This window comes from Micromonospora sp. HM5-17, from assembly GCF_003762835.1.
Lineage (GTDB): Bacteria > Actinomycetota > Actinomycetes > Mycobacteriales > Micromonosporaceae > Plantactinospora.
This window is the reverse complement of sequence record NZ_RJWA01000002.1, coordinates 268,961-289,441: the sequence shown is the minus strand read 5'-3', so window position 1 is coordinate 289,441 and position 20,481 is coordinate 268,961. Positions and strand designations below refer to the sequence as shown.

Genomic DNA, 20,481 nt, shown 5'->3' with positions numbered 1-20,481 from the left:
TCACGGCGGGGGTGTGGGGCTCACTCCCCGGCCGCTCCGCCGCGCCCCGGAGCCGCTCCCGGGTCCGACTCCGATCCGCCCTCCCGGCCGGTCCGCTCTCCCCACGCCCCCTCCGGGTGGCGCGATCCGCCCTCCCCCTCGGCCGGCCCGCCCTCCGGGCCACTCGACCGGCCCTCCCGGCCGGCCAGTTCGTCGACGACCAGCAGGTCACGACGCACCCGCCCGGTCCGGTACGCCGCCCGCCCGATCAGCTGGGCCGCGAGCGGCGCGGTCGCCAGCTGGAACACGCCGATCAGCAGCAGGGTGGCGACGTCCTTTCCGTCGCGCAGGCTCACCGCCAGGGCGAGCAGGATGAGCAGGCTCCCGAGGACCTGTGGCTTCGCCGCCACGTGCATCCGGGAGAGCACGTCGGGAAACCGGACCAGCCCGATGCCGGCGAGCAGGCTGAGGACGCCGCCGGCGAGCAGACAGCTGGCCACCAGTCCGTCCAGTACGGCCTCGCCGCTCACGCCTCCTCCTCGGCGACGAACCGGACCAGGGACACCGAGCCGACGAAACCCATTGCCGAGAGGGCGAGCAGGATCGGCAGCGTGGTGGCGTGCCGGTTGACCGCCGCCTCCGTGCCGAGCGTGCCGATCATGATCGACAGCAGTGCCTCGATGCCGACCACCCGGTCCAGCAGGTCCGGCCCGCGCACCACCCGGAACAGGACCAGCCCCGCGGCGGCCATGAGCAGGACGACGACGATGACGACGATGGCACTCATCTGGGGTGCTCCTCGACTCGGTTGAGGTGGGTGGACAGCTCCCGCAGTTCGGCCGGGGAGCCGATGGCCCGGACGAGCCGGGCTTCGAGGGCGTGGGTGCTGGTCCGGGCCGCCGCCACGTCGGTGGCGTCCCGGACGTTTAGGACGTGGAGGTAGAGCGTGCCCGTCTTCCGCTCCGTCTCGATGATCAACGTGCCGGGGACCAGCGACAGCACCTCGGCGGTGAGGGTCAGGTTGAGGTCGGTGGGAATCCGCAGCCGTACCCCGACGATCGCGTTCCGCAGCCGGTAACGGGGACGGACCGCGGCCCAGCCGACCTGGACGCTCGCGACCACCAGTTCGATGACGAACCGCACGACGAGGTGAGCCAGGGCCAGCGGGCGCAGCCGGCCCTCGAAGGTCACCGGGGGAAGCGGAAAGACGACCAGAACCACCGTGGCGACCAGCACGCCGCCGACGACGTTGCCCCAGGAGAACTCCCCCCACCACAGGCTCCAGACCGTGACCAGCCAGGCGATCGTGATCAGCTGGTCGCGGGCCCGGCGCCAGGTGAGCCGCCGACCCGGTCTCCGCCCGGCCCCCGCCCGCCGGCCCGGCCCGTCCGACCCGGCCGGTCCGGACGGGTGGGCGTCCCGGTCGTCCGGCCGCCCGGTCACGGCGCACCCCCGGGGAAGACCGCGTCGACGTACGGGGTGCGCCGGTGCAGGTCCTCGGCCGCCCCCACCCCCACCGCGAAGATCGGACCGGCGGCGACGGTCAGCAACAGGCCGAACAGGACGAGCGCGGCGGTGGCGCCGACCATCAGCCGGGGCAGCTCTGGCGCCGCCCGGCGGTCGGCCGCCCGGGGGGCGTGCCAGAACGCGAGGTTCCAGGCCTTCGTCGTCGCGTAGAGGGTCAACAGGCTGGTCAGCGACCCGCCGGCCACCAGAAGCCAGACCAGGGGTCCGCCGGCGGCCACCCCGGCCTGCAACAGCCCCAGCTTGCCGAGGAACCCCGAGAACGGCGGCACGCCGGCGAGGTTCAGCGCGGGCACGAGGAACATGAGGCCGAGCAGCGGCGCCGTCCGGGCCAGTCCGCCGATCCGGTCCAGGTGGGTGGTGCCGGTCCGGTACTCGACCAGCCCGGCGGCGAGGAACAGCGTGGTCTGGATGGTGATGTGGTGCACCACGTAGAAGATCGCCCCGGCCAGGCCCGCCACCGAACTGAGCGCCACCCCGAACAACAGGTACCCGAGGTGACTCACCAGGGTGAACGACAGCAGCCGCTTGACGTCGCTCTGGGCGACCGCGCCGAGAATGCCGACCAGCATGGTCAGCAGGGCCACCACCAGCAGCCCGTCGGCCAGGCGGCCACCGGGGAAGAGCAGGGTCTCGGTCCGGATGATCGCGTAGATCCCGACCTTGGTCAGCAGGCCGGCGAAGACCGCGGTGACCGGCGCCGGCGCGGTCGGGTAGCTGTCCGGCAGCCATGCGGAGAGCGGGAAGACCGCCGCCTTGATGCCGAAGGCGAGCAGCAGCATGAGCTGCAGCGCCAGCCGCAGGTTGGCGGGGAGCGCGTCCATCCGGCCGACCAGTTGCGCGAGGTTCACCGTGCCGGTGGCCGCGTAGACCAGGCCGACCGCGGCGAGGAAGATCAGCGATGACACGAGGCTGACCAGGACGTACGTCGTCCCGGCTCGGATGCGCTCCTCGGTGCCGCGTACGGTGAGCAGGACGTAGCTGGCGACCAGGAGAATCTCGAAGCCGACGAAGAGGTTGAACAGGTCGCCGGTGAGGAAGGCGTTGGTCAGACCGGCCGTGAGCACCAGGTAGGTGGGGTGATAGATGGCCACCGGCGCCTGCTCGCCCGGGTCCGCCCGGCCCTCCCCGATCGAGTAGAGCAGCACGCAGAGGGTCACCGCCGCCGAGACCACCAGCATCAGCGCGGCCAACCGGTCGGCGACCAGGACGATGCCGAGTGGGGCCGGCCAGGCACCGACCCGGATCACCGCCGTGCGGCGAAAGTGGGCGTACCAGAGCAGCAGCACCGCGACGACGAGGACGGCCGCCACGGCCGCGACGCTGATCACCCGCTGCGCGACCGGCCGCCGGGCCAGCACCAGGGTCAGCGCCGCCCCGAACAGCGGTATCACCACCGGAAGCGGGACGAGGAGTCTCATCTGCCACCCGCCTCGTCCCCACCCGTACCCCGCCCCGGCGCGGCGTCTGGTCCCACGCGCCGCCCCCGCCCCGCCTCCGGCCGGTGCGACGAGGGGTCCGCCTCCTCGTCGAGCCGACGGGGCGGCGGCTCCGGATCGACCTGCTCCGGGTCGACCTGTACGACGCCGCCCCGCCATTCGTCGGCGAACGGGCCGGTGCCGAGACTGTCGTCCGGGACGGCTCCCTCGCCCCGCTCGGCCAGGCGAACGACCCGGCGGTCCTCCAGGTCGTCCCGCACCTCGTCGTGCCCGATCAGCTGCCAACTCCGGTACGCCATGGCGAGCAGGAACGCGGTCATGCCGAGGTTGATGACGATCGCCGTGAGCACCATCGCCTCGGGCAGCGGGTCGCTCATTTCGGCGGGCGAGGTGACCCCGAGGATCGGCGCCCCGCCAGCGCGGCCGGCCAGAAGCAGCAGCAGGTTGATTCCGTTGCCGAGGAGGATGACGCCGAGCAGCACCTGACTGAGGCTGCGCTCCAGCAACAGGACGGTCCCCGCCGCACAGAGCACCCCGACGAGGACCACCAGCACCAGTGGGGGACTCATGCCGGCTCCCCACCGCGCCCGCCGGTCCGCCTCGGGCGGGCCGGGGCCGGGGCCGGCTGCGGCATACCCGGGTCCGCCTCGCCGATCCGCAGCCCGCCCCCGGTCTCGTGCTCCGCCTCGATCTGCCGGTCGACCTCGGCACCGAGGCTGCGCAGGATGTCCAGCGCCAGGCCGATCACGACCAGGTAGACGCCGAGGTCGAAGAAGACCGAGGTGACCAGGTGCACGTCGCCGACCAACGGTAGGTGCAGGTCGAGTGTCGCGCTCTGCAGCACCTGTCCGCCGGCCACCATCCCCGCGAGCCCGGTGCCGACCGCGACGAGGAGGCCGAGACCGAGCACCACCCCGGCATCGACCGGGGCCGCCTGGTCGAGTTCGTGCCGCCCACCGGCGAGGTAGCGGACCGCGAGCGCCAGGCCGGCCACCAGCCCGCCGGTGAAGCCGCCCCCGGGAGCGTTGTGCCCGGACCAGAGCAGGAAGATCGAGAAGAGCACGACGGTGTGGAACAGCAGCCGGACGACCACCTCCAGGACGATCGACCGGCGCCGGAAGTGGAGGGTGGGTCCGGCCCGCAACCAGATCCGCTCCGGTCCGGGCTCGGGCAGGTCGCGACGACGGGGCCGCGCGGGACCGCGCCGCCGCTGGAAGATCAGGCTGGCCACCCCGGTGGCGGCGGCCACCAGCACCGAGATCTCCCCCAGGGTGTCCCAGGCCCGGATGTCGACCAGCGTCACGTCGACGACGTTGCGGCCGTGCCCGAACTCGCGGCTGGCCTCCGGGTAGTCGACCGAGATCGGGAGGGAACGCCGGGTGCCGGCGGCGGCCAGCGCCAACCCGGCCATCACCAGCCCGACCGCCACGCCGAGCCCGATCCGCAGCCAGCGGCTCCGGCGGAGGGGGCGGACCGAGAACCGCGCCGGCAGGCGACGCAGCACCAACACGAAGATCACGAGCGTCACGGTCTCCACCAGGAACTGGGTCAGCGCCAGGTCCGGGGCCCCGTACAGCACGAAGAGCACGCTGATGCCGTAGCCGCTCACCCCGACCAGGATCACCGCGGTGAGCCGACGCCGGACCCGGACGGCGAGGACCGCGGCCACGGTGAGCACCAGCCCGACGGCGGCCCAGAGCGGATGGTCCCAGCGCGGTCCCTGGTCCGGCCGGACGGCGCCGAACAGCAGAACGCCACCCGGGGCGACGACCAGGACCAGCAGGATGACGCCGAGGTACTGCGGCAGCGACCCACGCTGCGTCGCCCCGGTGACCTGGACCGCGAGCCGGTCGAAACCCCGGGTGAGGTGCCGGTAGACGGCACCCCCGTCGAGGGGGGCGCGCAGCCGGGCCAGCGCTCCGCCGAGGCGGTCGCGCACGGCGAAGAGCAGTCCACCGGCCGCCAGCCCTCCGGCCGACAGGGCGAGCGGCCCGGGACCGTGCCAGAGCGCCAGGTGCCCCCCGGTGGGCCCGAGGGTCCGGGCGTACGGCCCGAGCAGGTTGCCGACCCCGCCGGCGAGGACGCCGAACGCCAGCCCCGCGAGGGCGAGCAGGGCGGCCGGGACCAGCAGGTCGGGTTCGACCGCCCGGGTCGGGGTGGGCGGCGTCGCGGGGCGGTCGGCGAAGGCGCCCCAGACGAACCGGGCGGTGTAGGCGACGGTCAGCGCCGAGCCGGCGACCAGGACGGCGAGCAGCGGTGGATCCCCGACGAACGCCGCGAAGACCGCCTCCTTGGCGAGGTAGCCGACCAGCGGCGGCACGCCGGCCATCGAGGCGGCGGCGAGCACCGCGACCGCACCGACGAGCGGCATCCGCCGCCACAGCCCGGAGAGCACGGTGAGGTCGCGGGTGCCGGCCCGGCGGTCGACGATGCCGACCACGAGGAAGAGCGTCGCCTTGAACAGCGCGTGGGCCAGCAGCATCGCGGCGCCGGCCAGGGCGGCGTCCGGGGTGCCGGCGCCGACGACCACCATCAACAGCCCGAGTTGGCTGACGGTGCCGTACGCGAGCAGCAGCTTGAGGTCGACCTGGCGCAGCGCGGCCCAGCCGCCGAGCAGCATCGTGCCGGCCCCGGCGGCGAACAGCACCGGGCGCCACGGGCCGGCGTCGGCGTAGACCGGGGCGAGCAGAGCGACCAGGTAGACCCCGGCCTTCACCATGGCGGCGGCGTGCAGGTAGGCGCTGACCGGGGTGGGCGCAGCCATCGCGGCGGGCAGCCAGAAACTCGCCGGGAAGATCGCCGACTTGGTGAGCGCGCCGACGAGGATCAGGACCAGTGCGGTGGCCAGGTAGGCGCCGCCCGGGGGCGGCCGGGCCGCGACCTCCGACCAGCGGTACGTGCCGGCGTGCTGGCCGAGCATGACGAAGCCGACCAGCATCGCCAGCCCGCCGAGGGTGGTGACGATGAGTGCCTGGGTGGCGGCACGGCGGCTGGCCTGCTGCTCGGGGTGGTGCCCGATGAGGAGGTAGGAACAGACGCTGGTCAGTTCCCAGAAGACGTAGAGCAGCAGGAGGTCGTCGGCGACCACCACGCCGAGCATGGCGCCGACGAAGCCGACGAAGATCCCGGCGAACCGGCCGAGCCCGGGCTCCTCGGCGTCGAAGTACCGCACGCAGTAGACCAGCACCAGGGCGCCAATGCCGCCGATCAGTGTCACCATCAGCCAGGAGAGGGTGGTGACGCGCAGCGCCAGTTCCAGCCTGAGCCCCGGCGCCCACGGGTACGTCTCGACGACCGCGCCGCCGCGCCGGACGTCCGGGACGACCGCCGCCGCCCAGCCGACGGCCGCGGCCGGTGCGAGCGCCAGTAGCCGGTACGCGGGCCGACCCCAGCGCCGGACCAGCACCGGCGCGATCGACGCCGCCCCGAGCTGGAGGGCGAGCAGCATCAGCATGCGTACTCCCGGTAGGTGTCGGCCTTCTCCCGGTGGGTGTCGGCGTGCAGGCGCGGTCGGCGATCCTGCGACCCACAAGGATCAGACGACAGACTTGCCGGTAGCGGCGGAGATTTGCCGGAATCCACCCGGATCGCGGTGCGGGGGCGCCGGGTGCGGGGACGCCGGGTGCGGGGACGCCGGGTGCGGGCGGCGTCAGCAGACGGCGCAGGGCGAGTCGACCGGACGGTCGGACTCCTCCGGCTCCGGCCGGCTGAGCACCACCAGGTCCGACCGGCCCAGTTGACGGAGCACCTGGTTGATCACCTGTTGGGCCGCGGTGAGCGAGCGTCGGGGCAGCACCCGGCCGTGGGGCTCGCGGCGCAGCACCAGAGCGTGCACGGCAGCCCGGACGCGCGCCCGGTCGACGGCGCTGGCCGCGGTGGTGTCGGCGACCAGACGCCGCAGGGCGGCGCCGAGTCGCTCGGCGAGCTCGAGCTCGGCCCCGCGCAACGCGATCCGCGCCACAGTCAGGTAGGCCTCGACCCGTCGGGCCAGCACGTCGGTGTCGGCGACCGGACGGCGGACCACCGGATCGTCACGGTCGACCGGGGCGTCGTGGTCCACCGGGGTGTCGCCCGGAATGCTGGTCATCCGGCCCCCCTTGGTGCTGAGCTGAGATTTCGCAGAAGTTACTGTAAGTCGCACTCCTCTTGCAAGCAGTTAAGTACGACGTACCACACGGTAGTGGCCACCGTCGATATGTGGATGCCCCGGCGGGGGTCGCACACATCAGGTCCCTGCTCGCTGCCGGGCTGCCGACCAGCGTCATCCGCGAGCTGCTGCCCTGCGTCAGGGGTCCGGGTCCGGCGCTGGAGCACTGCGCGGCGCCGACGCTTCGGAAATGGCTCCACGAGCTGGACGGCAGGATCGCCGCACTCCAGCAGGCGCGATCCGCGCCGACCCATCTCCTTGCCGCCATCGCGGGTGCGGAGGCGTGATCGAGGGTGGCGCGGCCGCGATCCGGCGGATGGACTCGGCACGGGCCGCCCGAGACAGACGCCTGGTGGCTAGGGGCTGACCAGGCCGGTCTGATAGGCGATGACCACCAGTTGCGCGCGGTCGCGCGCGCCCAGCTTCCCCATGGCACGGCTGACGTGGGTGCGGGCGGTCGCCGGGCTGAGGAACAGCCTGGCGCCGATCTCGTCGTTGCTCAGGCCCTGCCCCACCAGGGCCAGCACCTCCCGCTCGCGCTGCGTCAGCACCGCCAGCCGGTCGTGGCCGGCCTGGGCGGCCCTGCGGGTCGCGGTGACCTGGGCGATGAGGCGTCGCGTGATCCGCGGGGCGAGCAGGGCGTCGCCAGCGGCGATCACCCGAACCGCGTGTAGCAGCTCCGCCGGTCCGGCGTCCTTGAGGAGGAAGCCGCTCGCACCGGCCTGCAGCGCGTCGAAGACGTACTCGTCGGTTTCGTAGGTGGTCAGGATCAGGACCCGCGTCTGCTGAAGCCCGGGCGTCCTGGCGATCTCGCCGGCGGCCTGGATGCCGTCCACCTTCGGCATCCGGATGTCCATCAGCACCACGTCAGGCCGCAGGGCGCGGGCCCGCTCCACGGCCTCCGCGCCATTGGTGGCCTCCCCCACCACCGTGATGTCGTCCTCAAGATCGAGTAGGACCTTGAAGCCGGATCTCACCAAACTCTCGTCGTCGGCGAGCAGAACCCTGATCGGAGGGCTCCCCGGCGACACACCGGCCTGGTTCACGACCGCACCGTTCCGGCCGGAACCAGGGGCAGCCGTGCCCTGACCTCAAACCCTCCACCCGGCCGCGGTCCGGCGGTCAGCTCACCGCCCAGGAGCTGGCAGCGCTCGCGCATTCCGGTAATGCCGCGGCCCGGCTCGGTCGAGCCGCCGTCGCCACCCGGATCGCACGGACTCCACCGGGCCTGGCCTGGCGCGTGCCGCCGCCCCTCGTCGGTCACCCGGACCTCCACGACGTCCACGCCGAAGTCCAGGCCGATCGTCACCCGGGTCGGGCCGACGTGGCGGATCACGTTGGTGATCGACTCCTGCAGGATGCGGTAGACCGCGCTGCCCACCGCACTCGGTGGTGGCGTACTCGGCGACGTCATCTCGAGCTTCAGGTCGAGTCCGGCCTCGCGTCCCGTCGTGACGAGTTCCTCGATCTGCTCCAGGCCCGGGTGTGGCACCCGCCCCTCGGTGGAGTCACGGAGTACCCCGAGGATGGCCCGCATCTCCCGCAACGCCTGGGCACTCGTCTGCTCGATGGCCACGAGCGTCTCGCGTGCCCGTTCCGGGCGTTTGTCGAGCACGTGCGCGGTGACACCGGCCTGAACGTTGATGATCGCGATGGCGTGGGCCACGGTGTCGTGGACCTCGCGGGCGATGCGGAGCCGTTCGGCATCGACCCGCGCCCGTGCCTCCTCCTCCCGGGTCCGTTCGGCCCGTTCGGCCCGTGCCTCGGCCTCGGCCGCGATGAACCGCCGGGACCGGACCGACTCACCGAGTGCGGCACTCATCACCGACGCGCCGATCCGGATTCGGCGCCGGGTTCGCCGCCGCGGTCCGGCGCGCCCGGCTCGCGTTCCGCCTCCTGGTGGCGGCAGTCCTGGTGACCCTCGCCCGGGTGACGACGGTGGTGCTGCTCGCCAGCCACGGCTGGTGGTTCGTGCAGGAGAAGGTGCTGCTCGGGCTGCCGATGCTCGGCCTCGCCGGAACGATCGCCGTGTCGGTCGCCGGACGGCAGCTGCGCGCCACGGGGTCGGCGTCACCCGCGGCAACGCCGACCGGCAGCGTCGTCTGGCTGCTCACCACCGGGTACGCCGGGTTGGTCGGTCTGCTGGTCTCCTTCCTGGCCGGGTACCCCCTGACCTGGAGCACCGCGCTGCTCGCCGGCTCGGTGGTCGGCGCCGGTGCGCTGCTCACCGCGCGGGTGGTCGCGACGCGGGGCGCGGACATCGCCGGGGCGGCGGACGGGTCCCCCGCGACCGCCGACGACGACGCCCGGGCCGAGCCGACGCCGGCACCGCCGGCGTACCGCGGACCGGCGGTCTCGCGCCGCCGGTTCGTCAGCCTGGCCGGGGGAGCGGTCGTGGTGGGCATGGGAGGTGCCGGCGTCGGCCTGGTGTTCCGGCCGGGCGAGTCCGTCGTCGCCGGAGGCGGCCCGCCGGACCCGTCCCGATCCCGGTCGGCGGTGTCCGTGGCCGACCTGCGGGGGGCCGCCGAACCGGCGCCCGGCGGCGCCAGGCGCCGGTACGACCTCCGCGCGCGGACGGCCACCGTCCGGCTCCCGTCCGGCCAGGAGGTCGAGGCGTGGACCTACGACGGCCAGGTACCGGGCCCTTCGATCACCGCCACCGAGGGTGATCTGATCGAGGTGACGCTCCACAACGTCGACATCCCGGACGGGGTGACCCTGCACTGGCACGGTTACGACGTGCCGTGCGGTGAGGACGGCGCCCCGGGCGTGACGCAGCACGTGGTGGCACCCGGCGAGACGTTTCGCTACCGCTTCCGCGCCGACCAGGTCGGGACCTACTGGTACCACACCCACCAGGCGTCCCACCGCGGGGTGCGCAAGGGGCTGTACGGTGCCCTCGTCGTGACCCCACGCGAGGCGTGGCCGGTGGCCGGCGCCGCCCCGGCGGCGCAGCTCGACCTGACGCTGCCGGTGCACACCTTCGACGGCACCGTGGTGCTCGCCGACCGGGACGGACGGGCCGAGCACGCCGTGCCGGCCGGTACGCCCGTACGGCTGCGGTTGATCAACACCGACTCGGACCCGCACCGGGTCGCCCTGGCCGGCACGCCGTTCCGGGTGGCGGCCGTCGACGGTCGGGACCTTCACCAGCCCGGCGAGGTGAGCCGAGTGGGGCTGCACCTGGCCGCGGGTGGACGGTACGACCTGGTCTTCGTCATGCCGGACGCCCCGATGGCGCTCGTGCTCGACGACGATCCGAATGGCGGGGTACGGCTGCGTCCGGACGGAACCGGCGGGGGCGATGACCCCGCCGGCACCGACATTTCGGGCTGGCCGGAACTCGACCTGCTGCGGTACGGCACACCGGCGGTGATTCCGTTCGACGCCGACCGGGCCGACCGGCACTTCACGATCGTGCTCGACCGGGGCGTGGCCATGGTCGACGGGCGGCCGGCGTACGCGCAGACCGTCAACGGTCGCGGTCATCCGTCCGTCCCGGACCAACTCGTCGCCGAGGGCGACGTCGTCCGGTTCACGGTGGTCAACCGGAGCCTGGAAACGCATCCCTGGCACCTGCACGGCCATTCCGTGCTGGTCCTGTCCCGCGACGGCAAGCCGTCGTCCGGCAGTCCACTGTGGGTCGACACGTTCGACGTGCGCCCGGGACAGGTGTGGGAGGTGGCATTCAAGGCCACAAATCCCGGGATCTGGATGAACCACTGCCACAATCTGCCGCACGCACACCAGGGAATGATGTTGCGGCTTCGCTACGACGGCGTCACCACACCATTCGGCGACTCGCACGGCAAACGCTCGGGTCACCGTCACTGACCTGACCCGCGCCGCCGACACACGCACGACTGCGACACTCGACCAGTTGAGGAGAACATGATGACGGCCGAGGCTGCCCGCGCAGAGGGAGCGCTGGCGAGACTTGCCCGGTTCTGTTACCGGCGCCGCCGCCTGGTCCTGCTGACCTGGATCGTCGGCGCGATCGCCATTGCCTTCGTGGGCTTCACTTTCGGCGCCGCCGCCGACAACGACTTCTCCGGGGGACATTCCGATTCCGCCAGGGCGCAGGCGTTGATCGAGAAGCACTTTCCCGAGCGGCGGGGCGACACGCTGACCCTGGCGATCAGGGCAGAGCAGGGGATCGACGACCCCGCCGCGCGGCAAAAGATCGAGAAGGTCATCGCGGACCTGGCCGCCTCACCCGTCACCGGGCCGGTGACCTCGCCGTACGAAGACCGAAACCTGGTCACGCCGGATCGGCGTATCGCCCGTACGACCATCCCGCTGACCGACACGGAGGTGACGAAGAGCGAAATCAAGCCCCTCGTCGACACCGTCAAGGCCGCCTCCGGCGACGGCGTGACGCTGGGGCTGGGCGGGGCGACGGCGGAGAAGGCCGAGCGGCCCCCGCAGGGGCCGGCCGAGGGTGTGGGCATCGTCGCGGCAGCGGTGATCCTGTTCATCGCCTTCGGGTCGCTGGTGGCCATGGGCCTGCCGATCGTGACCGCGCTGCTGGCGCTCCTCGGCGGCATCGCCGTGATGAAGCTGGTGGGGCACCTGGTGCCCGCACCAGACTTCACCGTGATCATCGCGGCGATGGTGGGGCTCGGCGTCGGCATCGACTACGCGCTGTTCATCGTGACCCGCTACAGGGACGCCCTGCAGGAGGGCGACGACCCCGAGAGCGCCACGGTCACGGCCGTCACGACCGCCGGTCACGCGGTGCTGTTCGCCGGTACGACCGTCGTGATCGCGCTGATGGGTCTGATCGTCATGGGACAGCGGTTGATGACCGGAGTGGCCGTCGCGACGTCGGTGATCGTGCTGGTGACGATGGTCGCCGCGGTGACCCTGCTGCCGGCGTTCCTGGGCTTCGTCGGCCACAGGATCAACTCGCTGCGCGTACCCCGCCGCACGTCCCGGCTCGCCGGCGTCGTCCCGTCCCGGGAGCGCCGGACCCTCGCCGAGCGCTGGGCCGGCGTGGTGCAGCGCAGGCCGCTGGTCTCCGCGGTCCTGGCCGGCGCGGTCCTGGTGGTGGTGGCCTTCCCCATGCTGTCGATGCGGCTGAGCAACCCCGACGCCAGTGTCCAGCCCCGCGACCGGAGCAGCTACACCTCGTACGCGATCCTCTCCGAGGGCTTCGGTCCCGGCTACGGGGCGCCCCTGATCTTCGCCGCCGAGGTCGGAGCCGGAAACACGGACCTCCGTCCCGTCATCGAAGCGGTCGCCAAAACCGAGGGCATCGCCTACGCCACACCCGCTCAGCTCAGCAGGGACGGACAGGCCGCGATCTTCATGGCCTTCCCCATGACCGGGTACCAGGACGAGGCGACCGCGGATCTGGTACACCGGCTCCGCGCCGACGTGCTGCCCGAGGCGCCCGGCGGCGACCGCGTCTACGTCGGTGGCCCGAACGCCGCCACGATCGACATCGCCGACGACATCAGCGCTCGCCTGCCCCTGATGATCGCGGTCGTCGTCGCGGTGTCCCTCGTGCTGCTGATCGCGCTGGTGCGGTCGGTCACGATCGCGCTGCAGGCCGCCGTGATGAACCTGCTGTCGATCGGCGCCGCCTACGGCGTGCTCGTCGCGGTCGTCCAGTGGGGCTGGCTGGGATCGGCCCTCGGGTTCCCCACCACCATGCCGATCACGACGTGGGTGCCGATGATGATCTTCCCGGTCCTGTTCGGCCTGTCTATGGACTACGAGGTCTTCCTGATCTCGCGGGTTCGTGAGGAGTACCAGCGCACCGGCGACACCCGGACGGCCGTCGCCCGCGGGATGGCGCGGACCGCAGGGGTCATCACGGCCGCGGCCGCCATCATGATCGCCGTCTTCACGACCTCCCTGCTCGGCTCCGACGTCTCGGTCAAGCAGGGCGGACTGGGCATGGCCGTCGCCGTGCTCATCGATGCCACGATCATCCGGTTGATCCTCGTCCCCGCGGTGATGGAACTGTGCGGCAAGGCCAACTGGTGGATGCCCGGACGCCGGGCACGACGAGTGACCTCGGTCCCACCCGTCGTCGTCGGGGAGAAGGCGGGAGTCTGATCCGTTCTGCGGCCCGGGCCCTGGGGTACGCGCCCGAAGGCCCCCAGGACCCGGGCCGGACGTGCCGGTCGTCGGACCGACCAGGCAGGATTGGCCGGTGACCGACGTGCTGCAGCCGTTCGGGGCGGCGACCCGGGAGTGGTTCCGCTCCGCCTTCGCCGCACCCACCGAGGCCCAGGCCGGGGCCTGGCGGGCGATCGGTGCCGGCCGCAACACGCTGGTGGTCGCGCCGACCGGTTCCGGCAAGACCCTCGCCGCGTTCCTCTGGTCGTTGGATCGGCTGGCCCAGCAGCCGGTCCCCGACGATCCCCGACGCCGCTGCCGGGTCCTCTACGTCAGTCCGCTCAAGGCCCTCGCGGTCGACGTCGAACGCAACCTGCGCGCGCCGCTGACCGGCATCCGGCACGCGGCGAGTCGGCTCGGCCTGCCCCTGCCCGAGATCACCGTGGGGATGCGCACCGGCGACACCCCGGCCGACGAGCGGCGGGCCTTCGCGCGTACCCCGCCGGACATCCTGATCACCACTCCCGAGTCGCTCTTCCTGCTGCTCACCTCCGCCGCCCGGGACGCGCTGCGCGGCGTCGAAACGGTGATCGTCGACGAGGTGCACGCGGTGGCCGGCACCAAGCGCGGCGCTCACCTGGCGCTCTCGCTGGAACGGCTCGACGCGCTGCTGCCCGCCCCGGCACAGCGGATCGGCCTCTCCGCCACGGTGCGGCCGATCGACGCGACCGCCCGGTTCCTCGGCGGGGCCCGCCCGGTGACCGTGGTACGGCCGGAGCCGACGAAGACCGTCGAGGTCAGCGTCCAGGTGCCGGTGGAGGACATGACCCGCCTCGACGAGCAGGCGGACCCGGAGGACGACGTACTCGGCGGGCCACGTCGGGCGTCGATCTGGCCCGCGGTGGAGGCGCGGGTCTACGCCCTGGTCCGCGCGCACCGCTCGACCATCGTCTTCACCAACTCCCGGCGCAGCGCCGAACGCCTCTGCGCCCGCCTCAACGAGTTGGCGGCGGAGGAGTTCGAGGGCGCCCGCCCGCCGCTGCCGCAGCGGCTACCGGCCGAGATCATGGCCCAGTCCGGGGCGGCGGCCGGCGCACCGCCGGTGATCGCCCGGGCGCACCACGGCAGCGTCTCCCGTGAGGAGCGCCGGCACATCGAGGAGGCGCTCAAGTCCGGGCGACTGCCGGCGGTCGTCGCCACCTCCAGCCTGGAACTCGGGATCGACATGGGCGCGGTCGACCTGGTGGTGCAGATCGAGGCACCGCCGAGCGTCGCGGCCGGGCTGCAACGCATCGGCCGGGCCGGGCACCAGGTCGGGGCGGTATCCCGGGGCGTGGTCTTCCCGAAGCACCGGGGGGACCTGCTCTCCTGCGCGGTCGTCGCGGAGCGGATGACCGAGGGCGCGATCGAGGAGCTGCACTACCCGCGCAACCCGCTGGACGTCCTCGCCCAGCAGATCGTCGCGATGGTCGCGCTCGACGAGTGGCGACTCGGCGACCTGGCCGCCCTGGTCCGCCGGGCGGCGCCCTTCGCCGAGCTGCCGGACTCCGCCCTGCACGCCGTCCTCGACATGCTCTCCGGGCGCTATCCCTCCACCGCCTTCGCCGAGTTGCGGCCCCGGCTGGTCTGGGATCGGGCGACGGACCGGCTCACCGGTCGGCCCGGCGCACAGCGGCTGGCGGTGACCAGCGGCGGCACCATTCCGGACCGCGGGCTCTTCGGCGTCTTCCTGGCCGGGGCGGAGCGGGCCGCGCGGGTCGGCGAACTGGACGAGGAGATGGTCTACGAGTCCCGGGTGGGGGACGTCTTCCTGCTCGGCTCCTCGTCGTGGCGGATCGAGGAGATCACGCCCGACCGGGTGCTGGTCTCCCCCGCCCCCGGACAGGCCGCCCGGATGCCGTTCTGGAAGGGCGACCAGCTCGGCCGCCCGGTCGAGCTGGGCCGGGCGATCGGCGCCCGGCTGCGCGAACTGGTTCGGGCCCGGGACGACGAGGCGGCCCGAGCGACGCTGCGCGCCGGCGGGCTCGACGACTGGGCGGCCGACAACCTGGTGGCGTACCTGCGGGAACAGCAGGCGGCGACCCGCGCGGTGCCGGACGACCGGACCGTGCTGGTCGAACGCTTCCGCGACGAGCTGGGCGACTGGCGGCTCGCGGTGCACTGCGTCCTCGGGGCGCGGGTCAACGCGCCCTGGGCGCTGGCGATCGGCCGGCGGCTCGCCGATCGGTACGGGGTCGACGCGCAGGTGCTCCCCTCCGACGACGGCATCGTGGTGCGGCTGCCGGACACCGCCGACGATCCACCCGGCGCCGAGCTGGTCGCCTTCGACCCGGACGAGATCGCCGCGCTGGTCGAGGAGTCGGTCGGCGGCTCGGCGCTCTTCGCCGCCCGGTTCCGGGAGTGCGCCGCCCGGGCGCTGCTGCTGCCCCGCCGCGACCCGCGCCGGCGGCAGCCGCTCTGGCAGCAGCGGCAACGCGCCGCGCAGCTGCTCGACGTGGCCCGGGAGTACCCCGACTTCCCGATCACACTCGAGGCGGCCCGGGAATGCCTCCAGGACGTCTTCGACCTGCCCGGCCTGGTGGAGCTGCTGCGGGACGTGGCCGCCCGCCGGGTCCGGCTGGTCGAGGTGGAGACGCCCCGGCCCTCGCCGTTCGCCCGTTCGCTGCTCTTCGGGTACGTCGGTGCGTTCGTCCACGAGGGCGACGCCCCGCTGGCCGAGCGCCGGGCCGCCGCGCTGGCGCTGGACACCGGGCTGCTGGGCGAGCTGCTCGGCCGGGTCGACCTGCGGGAACTTCTCGACCCGACGGTGGTCGCCGAGACCGAGCGGCAGCTGCGCTGGTTGACCGAGCAGCGCCGCCCCCGGGACGCCGAGGACGTCGTCGAACTGCTGCGCCTGCTCGGCGACCTCTCCGAGGCCGAGCTGGCCGAACGCGGGGTCCCGCCCGCCTGGCTGGCCGGGTTGGCCCAGGCCCGGCGGATCCTGCGGGTCCGGATCGCCGGCGAGGAGCGCTGGATCGTCGTCGAGGACGCCGGCCGGTACGCCGACGCGCTCGGCGTGGCGCTGCCGGTCGGGATCGCGGAGGCGTACCTCGACCCGGGCGCCGACCCGCTCGGTGATCTCATCGCCCGGTACGCCCGGACCCACGGCCCGTTCGCGGCGGCGACCTGTGCCGCCCGGTTCGGGCTCGGGGTCTTCGTGGTGGAGCAGGCGCTGCGGCGGCTCGGCGCCGACGGGCGGGTGGTTTCCGGGGAGTTCTCCCCGACCAGCGCCGGCGCCGAGTGGTGCGACGCCGAGGTGCTGCGGCTGCTGCGCCGTCGGTCGTTGGCGGCGCTGCGCCGGGAGATCGAGCCGGTGCCGGCCCGGGCGCTCGCCGCCTTCCTGCCGCGCTGGCAGCAGGTCGGGGCGGCGGCGCGCGGGGTGGAGGCGGTCGCCGCCGCCGTGGAGCAGCTCCAGGGGGTCGCCGTGCCGGCCTCCGCGCTGGAGAGTGTGGTGCTGCCGGCCCGGGTCGCCGACTACTCGCCCGCCTACCTCGACGAGCTCTGCGCCGGTGGCGAGGTGGTCTGGGCCGGTGCCGGGGCGATCGGCCGAGGCGACGGCTGGGTCGTCCTGGCGTACGCCGACGCCGCGCCGCTGCTGCTGCCCCCGCCCGACGAGGCGCTGACGCTGAGCCCGCTGCACGAGGCGGTGCTGGCGGCGCTCGCCGACGGGCAGGCGTTGTTCTTCCGGTCCCTGGCCGACCGGGTCGCCACCGCGCTGCCGGAGTCGGCCACGCCCGACGACGCGGCACTGGTCGGCGCGGTCTGGGACCTGGTCTGGGCGGGTCGGCTGACCAACGACACCCTGGCCCCGCTGCGGGCGCTGCTCAGCGGTGGCGGGGCGCACCGGGCCCGGCCCGCCCCGCCCCGGACCCGCTACCGGCGCCCGGGACGTCCGGTACTGCCGATCCGGACCGGGCCGCCGACCGTGGCCGGGCGTTGGTCCCGGCTCCCCGACCGGGACACCGATCCGACCCGTCGGGCCGCCGCGCTCGCCGACGTCCTGCTGGAGCGGCACGGGGTGGTGACCCGGGGCGCGGTGACCGCCGAGGGCACGCCGGGCGGCTTCGCCGCGGTCTATCCGGTCCTGGCCGCGCTGGAGGAACGCGGCGCGGCCCGGCGCGGCTACTTCGTGGAGGGACTCGGCGCGGCCCAGTTCGCGGTTCCGGGAGCGGTGGACCGGCTCCGGGCCCTGGCCGAACCGGAGCAGCGGGGACGCCGGCCCGGCCCGGCGCGGGTCCTCGCCGCCACCGACCCGGCCAACCCGTACGGCGCGGCACTGCCCTGGCCGGCCCGGGTCGTCGACTCCGGCGACGGGGCGGTCCAGCCGACCGGCCACCGGGCCGGGCGCAAGGCGGGCGCCCTGGTGGTCCTGGTCGACGGCGATCTTGTGCTGTACGTCGAGCGCGGCGGCCGTACCCTGCTCTCCTTCTCCGACGACACCGAGGCGCTGGCCGCCGCCGCCCGAGCGCTGGCCGAGGCGGTCGGTACCGGCGCGCTCGGCACGCTCGCGGTGGAACGTGCCGATGGTGGTTCGGTGCACGCCTCCCCGCTGCGCGACGCGCTCACCGCTGCCGGCTTCCGGGTCACCCCCCGGGGCCTGCGGCTGCGCGGCTGACCCCGGCTCCGGTCACGCGGCCGGCCCGGTCGGCCGGTTGGCCGGCGGCCCGGCCCGGTGACCCCGCTCGGCTCCCGTCGTCCCGGGTCCGTCGTCCTCGTCGCGCGCCCTGTGACGCCCCCATCGCCTGCGCGCACCCACAGATTAGTTGACACTGACTATTCGGTTATGGATAGTTGGAGCTGACTAAAACCACCGACGTCGGGACCACATCCAGCCGGAGGAGGCAGCACGATGCCCACCCCACAGACCCATTCCGACGCCCCGGTCCGGATCGCCGCGCACCGCGGCGTGACCAAGCGGCTCGGTCACTGGACCACCGCCCGCGCCGTCGAGGTCCGCGCGCACCGCGGCGCCGCCGTCCTCGACCTCCGCTCACCGCGGATCCCGGCCGGCGAGCTGCGGATCACCGTCGACCTCGACCGCGCGACCCTCACCCTGCTCGTCCCGGACGACGCCGCGATCGACGACTGGGACCTGCACCGGGTCGGCCGGGCGCGGGTGACCGACCCGGAACGTCCGGACACGCCCGGAGACCGGCGGATCACCCTCACCGGGACGCTCCGGAACGCCGAGGTCCGGATACGCCGCCGCGGGCTCGCCGTACTGACCGCGATGTGCTCCCGGGAATACTGGGTCGACCTACGGCGGGCCCACCGGGAGGGCCGGCCACCCACGGTGGTTGACCCGGCCCACCCCGGCTGACCGCCGCCCACACCGACGCGGGGCCGCCACCGGCCCGCGTCCCGAGGCGGAGAGTCAGATGACCAAGAAACGAAAGGTCGGCAACCTGCTCGCGCTGGCCGTGCTCTCGTACCTGAGCGATCGCCCGATGCACCCGTACGAGTTGAGCCGGACGCTGCGCGAACACGGTGACGACCGCAGCATCAAGTTCACCCACGGCTCGCTCTACATGGTGATCCAGCAGTTGGCCCGGGCGGGGTTCGTCGTCGAGCAGGGCACCAGCCGCGCGGGCCAGCGCCCGGAGCGAACCGTGTACGCCGTCACCGACGCCGGCCGGGCCGAGCTGCACGACTGGCTGCGCGAGCTGATCGAGGAGCCCCGGCACGAGTACCCGCACTTCGTGGCCGCGCTCTCCCTGATCGCGGCGCTGTCACCGAACGAGGCACTACGCCTGCTGCGCCGCCGCCTGGAGCGGCTCGACGCGCAGCGGGCCGAGATCCGCGCCCTGATCGACGCCGCGCTGGCGCAGGGCGTGCCCGGGCTCTTCCTGATCGAGGAGGAGTACCGGATCGCCCTGCTGGAGGCCGAGTCGTCCTTCGTGGAGCAGCTCGTCGACCGGATAACCGACACCGAACTGGGCTGGGGGCGGCAGTGGGCCGCACTCCGCGGCGAGCCGCCCCCGGAACGAACAGGAGGCAGAGCATGACCGACACCAGAACCGCGCTGGTCATCGGCGGCGGAATCGCCGGCCCGGTGACCGCGATGGCGCTGCGGCGGGCCGGCATCGAGGCCACCGTCTACGAGGCACACCCGGAGACCGCCGACGGGATCGGCGGCGCGCTGAGCATCGCCCCCAACGGGCTCAACGCGCTCGCCGTCCTCGACGCCGACGAGGCGGTACGCCGGATCAGCGAACCGCTGACGGCGATGGTGCTGCACAGCGGGACCGGCCGCCGGCTCGCCACGCTCAACAGCCCGTCCCACCTGCCGACCATGCGGCTCGTCTGGCGTCCGGACCTGTACCGGGCGCTGTACGACGAGGCGACCAGCCGGGGCATCCGGATCGTGCACGGACGGCGGCTGGTCGGAGTCACCGACTCCGGTCCGGCGGTGACCGCGCACTTCGCCGACGGTACGACCGCCAGCGCCGACGTGCTGGTCGGCGCGGACGGCATCCGGTCAACGGTCCGTTCGCTGATCGATCCGTCGGCGCCGCAGCCCCGCTACACCGGGCTCATCAGTTTCGGCGCCCGGATGGCCGCCACCGGACTGCCCTCCACCCGGGGCGAGATGATCATGGTCTTCGGTCGCCGCGCGTTCTTCGGCTACCAGGTCAACGACGACGGCAGCGGCGGCTGGTTCGTCAACCTGCCGCGCCGGGAGCCGATGACCCGGGCCGACGCCCGGCGGACCTCGGCCGGGCAGTGGCTGGGCGTACTGGCCGAGACGTTCGCCGACGACCGCGTTCCCGCCACGACGCTGATCCGGCGTACCGATCCGGCGGACCTGTTGATCGTCGGCCCGATGGAGGACCTGCCGTCCGTGCCGACCTGGCACCGGGGCCGGGTCGTGCTGGTCGGCGACGCCGCGCACGCCCCGTCGAGCAGCTCCGGACAGGGCGCCTCGCTGGCGATCGAGAGCGCGGTGGAGCTCGCCCGCTGCCTACGGGACCTACCGCACCAGACGGCGTTCCCGACGTACGAGCGGCTGCGCCGGCCGCGGGTCGAACGGATCATCGCGATGGCGGCCCGGACCAACCGCGACAAGGCGGCGGGCCCGGTGGGCCGGGTACTGCGGGATCTGCTGATGCCGCTGGTCATGAAGGTCGCCCGCCTGGAGCGGATGAACTGGCAGTTCGAGTACCGGATCGACTGGGACGCGCCGGTCGGCGCCGCGCCGGTTGGGGCGGAGCGGCCGGAGCGGGTCGGCGCCTGAGCGGAACGGGACCGCACCCACCACCCCCGCCAGGAGGTTAGGCTAACCTA

Annotated in this window: 16 protein-coding genes; 7 read left to right on the top strand and 9 right to left on the bottom strand. The window is 73.6% G+C overall.

The window, feature by feature from the left end:
• Positions 1-20: 20 nt before the first annotated feature.
• The 7 genes from mnhG to EF879_RS06515 all read right to left on the bottom strand — a co-directional run bounded on the left by mnhG (position 21) and on the right by EF879_RS06515 (position 7,029).
• The gene (mnhG, locus tag EF879_RS06545) at positions 21-509 is read right to left on the bottom strand and encodes a monovalent cation/H(+) antiporter subunit G (RefSeq protein WP_123555843.1); all 489 of its coding nucleotides are present in this window, start codon (positions 507-509) and stop codon (positions 21-23) included.
• Complete coding sequence (locus EF879_RS06540; protein ID WP_123555840.1) at positions 506-766, bottom strand: monovalent cation/H+ antiporter complex subunit F; 261 nt, start codon at positions 764-766, stop codon at positions 506-508. Before EF879_RS06540 ends, mnhG begins: the two co-directional genes overlap by 4 nt.
• Positions 763-1,422 carry a Na+/H+ antiporter subunit E gene (locus EF879_RS06535; RefSeq protein WP_123555838.1) on the bottom strand — a complete coding sequence of 220 codons (660 nt, stop codon included), beginning with the start codon at positions 1,420-1,422 and terminating at the stop codon, positions 763-765. The genes EF879_RS06540 and EF879_RS06535 overlap by 4 nt, the downstream gene beginning before the upstream one ends.
• The gene (locus EF879_RS06530; RefSeq protein ID WP_123555836.1) at positions 1,419-2,924 is read right to left on the bottom strand and encodes a Na+/H+ antiporter subunit D; all 1,506 of its coding nucleotides are present in this window, start codon (positions 2,922-2,924) and stop codon (positions 1,419-1,421) included. The genes EF879_RS06535 and EF879_RS06530 overlap by 4 nt, the downstream gene beginning before the upstream one ends.
• Positions 2,921-3,511 (bottom strand): Na(+)/H(+) antiporter subunit C, encoded by a 591-nt coding sequence (locus tag EF879_RS28740; RefSeq protein WP_123555834.1) that lies wholly within the window; start codon positions 3,509-3,511, stop codon positions 2,921-2,923. The genes EF879_RS06530 and EF879_RS28740 overlap by 4 nt, the downstream gene beginning before the upstream one ends.
• The gene (locus EF879_RS06520) at positions 3,508-6,396 is read right to left on the bottom strand and encodes a Na+/H+ antiporter subunit A (protein ID WP_123555832.1); all 2,889 of its coding nucleotides are present in this window, start codon (positions 6,394-6,396) and stop codon (positions 3,508-3,510) included. Before EF879_RS06520 ends, EF879_RS28740 begins: the two co-directional genes overlap by 4 nt.
• Before the next feature lie 195 nt (positions 6,397-6,591).
• Positions 6,592-7,029: a hypothetical protein gene (locus tag EF879_RS06515; RefSeq protein ID WP_233604274.1), complete on the bottom strand. Its 438-nt coding sequence runs from the start codon at positions 7,027-7,029 to the stop codon at positions 6,592-6,594.
• A gap of 110 nt (positions 7,030-7,139) precedes the next feature.
• Here EF879_RS06515 and EF879_RS06510 point away from each other — a divergent pair, with 110 nt between their 5' ends.
• Positions 7,140-7,376 (top strand): MerR family DNA-binding protein, encoded by a 237-nt coding sequence (locus EF879_RS06510; RefSeq protein ID WP_199736181.1) that lies wholly within the window; start codon positions 7,140-7,142, stop codon positions 7,374-7,376.
• Between the two features lie 69 nt (positions 7,377-7,445).
• Here EF879_RS06510 and EF879_RS06505 read toward each other — a convergent pair whose 3' ends face one another.
• Both EF879_RS06505 and EF879_RS06500 read right to left on the bottom strand, forming a co-directional pair.
• Positions 7,446-8,135: a response regulator transcription factor gene (locus tag EF879_RS06505; RefSeq protein WP_123555829.1), complete on the bottom strand. Its 690-nt coding sequence runs from the start codon at positions 8,133-8,135 to the stop codon at positions 7,446-7,448.
• The gene (locus tag EF879_RS06500) at positions 8,132-8,911 is read right to left on the bottom strand and encodes a sensor histidine kinase (RefSeq protein ID WP_123556816.1); all 780 of its coding nucleotides are present in this window, start codon (positions 8,909-8,911) and stop codon (positions 8,132-8,134) included. Before EF879_RS06500 ends, EF879_RS06505 begins: the two co-directional genes overlap by 4 nt.
• Here EF879_RS06500 and EF879_RS06495 point away from each other — a divergent pair.
• The 6 genes from EF879_RS06495 (at position 8,899) to EF879_RS06470 (ending at position 20,431) form a co-directional block, all read left to right on the top strand.
• Entirely contained in the window at positions 8,899-10,923 is a 2,025-nt protein-coding gene (locus EF879_RS06495) for a multicopper oxidase family protein (protein ID WP_123555827.1), read from the top strand. The genes EF879_RS06500 and EF879_RS06495 overlap by 13 nt on opposite strands.
• Positions 10,924-10,983: 60 nt before the next feature.
• Positions 10,984-13,155 (top strand): MMPL family transporter, encoded by a 2,172-nt coding sequence (locus EF879_RS06490; protein ID WP_199736179.1) that lies wholly within the window; start codon positions 10,984-10,986, stop codon positions 13,153-13,155.
• Positions 13,156-13,261: 106 nt separating this feature from the next.
• Positions 13,262-17,812, top strand: a complete 4,551-nt coding sequence (locus EF879_RS06485; RefSeq protein WP_199736251.1) for an ATP-dependent helicase — start codon at positions 13,262-13,264, stop codon at positions 17,810-17,812.
• Positions 17,813-18,046: 234 nt separating this feature from the next.
• On the top strand, positions 18,047-18,517 hold the full coding sequence (locus tag EF879_RS06480) for a hypothetical protein (RefSeq protein ID WP_123555821.1): 471 nt from the start codon (positions 18,047-18,049) through the stop codon (positions 18,515-18,517).
• 58 nt (positions 18,518-18,575) lie between these two features.
• Positions 18,576-19,202 (top strand): PadR family transcriptional regulator, encoded by a 627-nt coding sequence (locus tag EF879_RS06475; protein WP_123555819.1) that lies wholly within the window; start codon positions 18,576-18,578, stop codon positions 19,200-19,202.
• Entirely contained in the window at positions 19,199-20,431 is a 1,233-nt protein-coding gene (locus EF879_RS06470) for an NAD(P)/FAD-dependent oxidoreductase (RefSeq protein WP_123555817.1), read from the top strand. Before EF879_RS06475 ends, EF879_RS06470 begins: the two co-directional genes overlap by 4 nt.
• Positions 20,432-20,481: the final 50 nt, after the last annotated feature.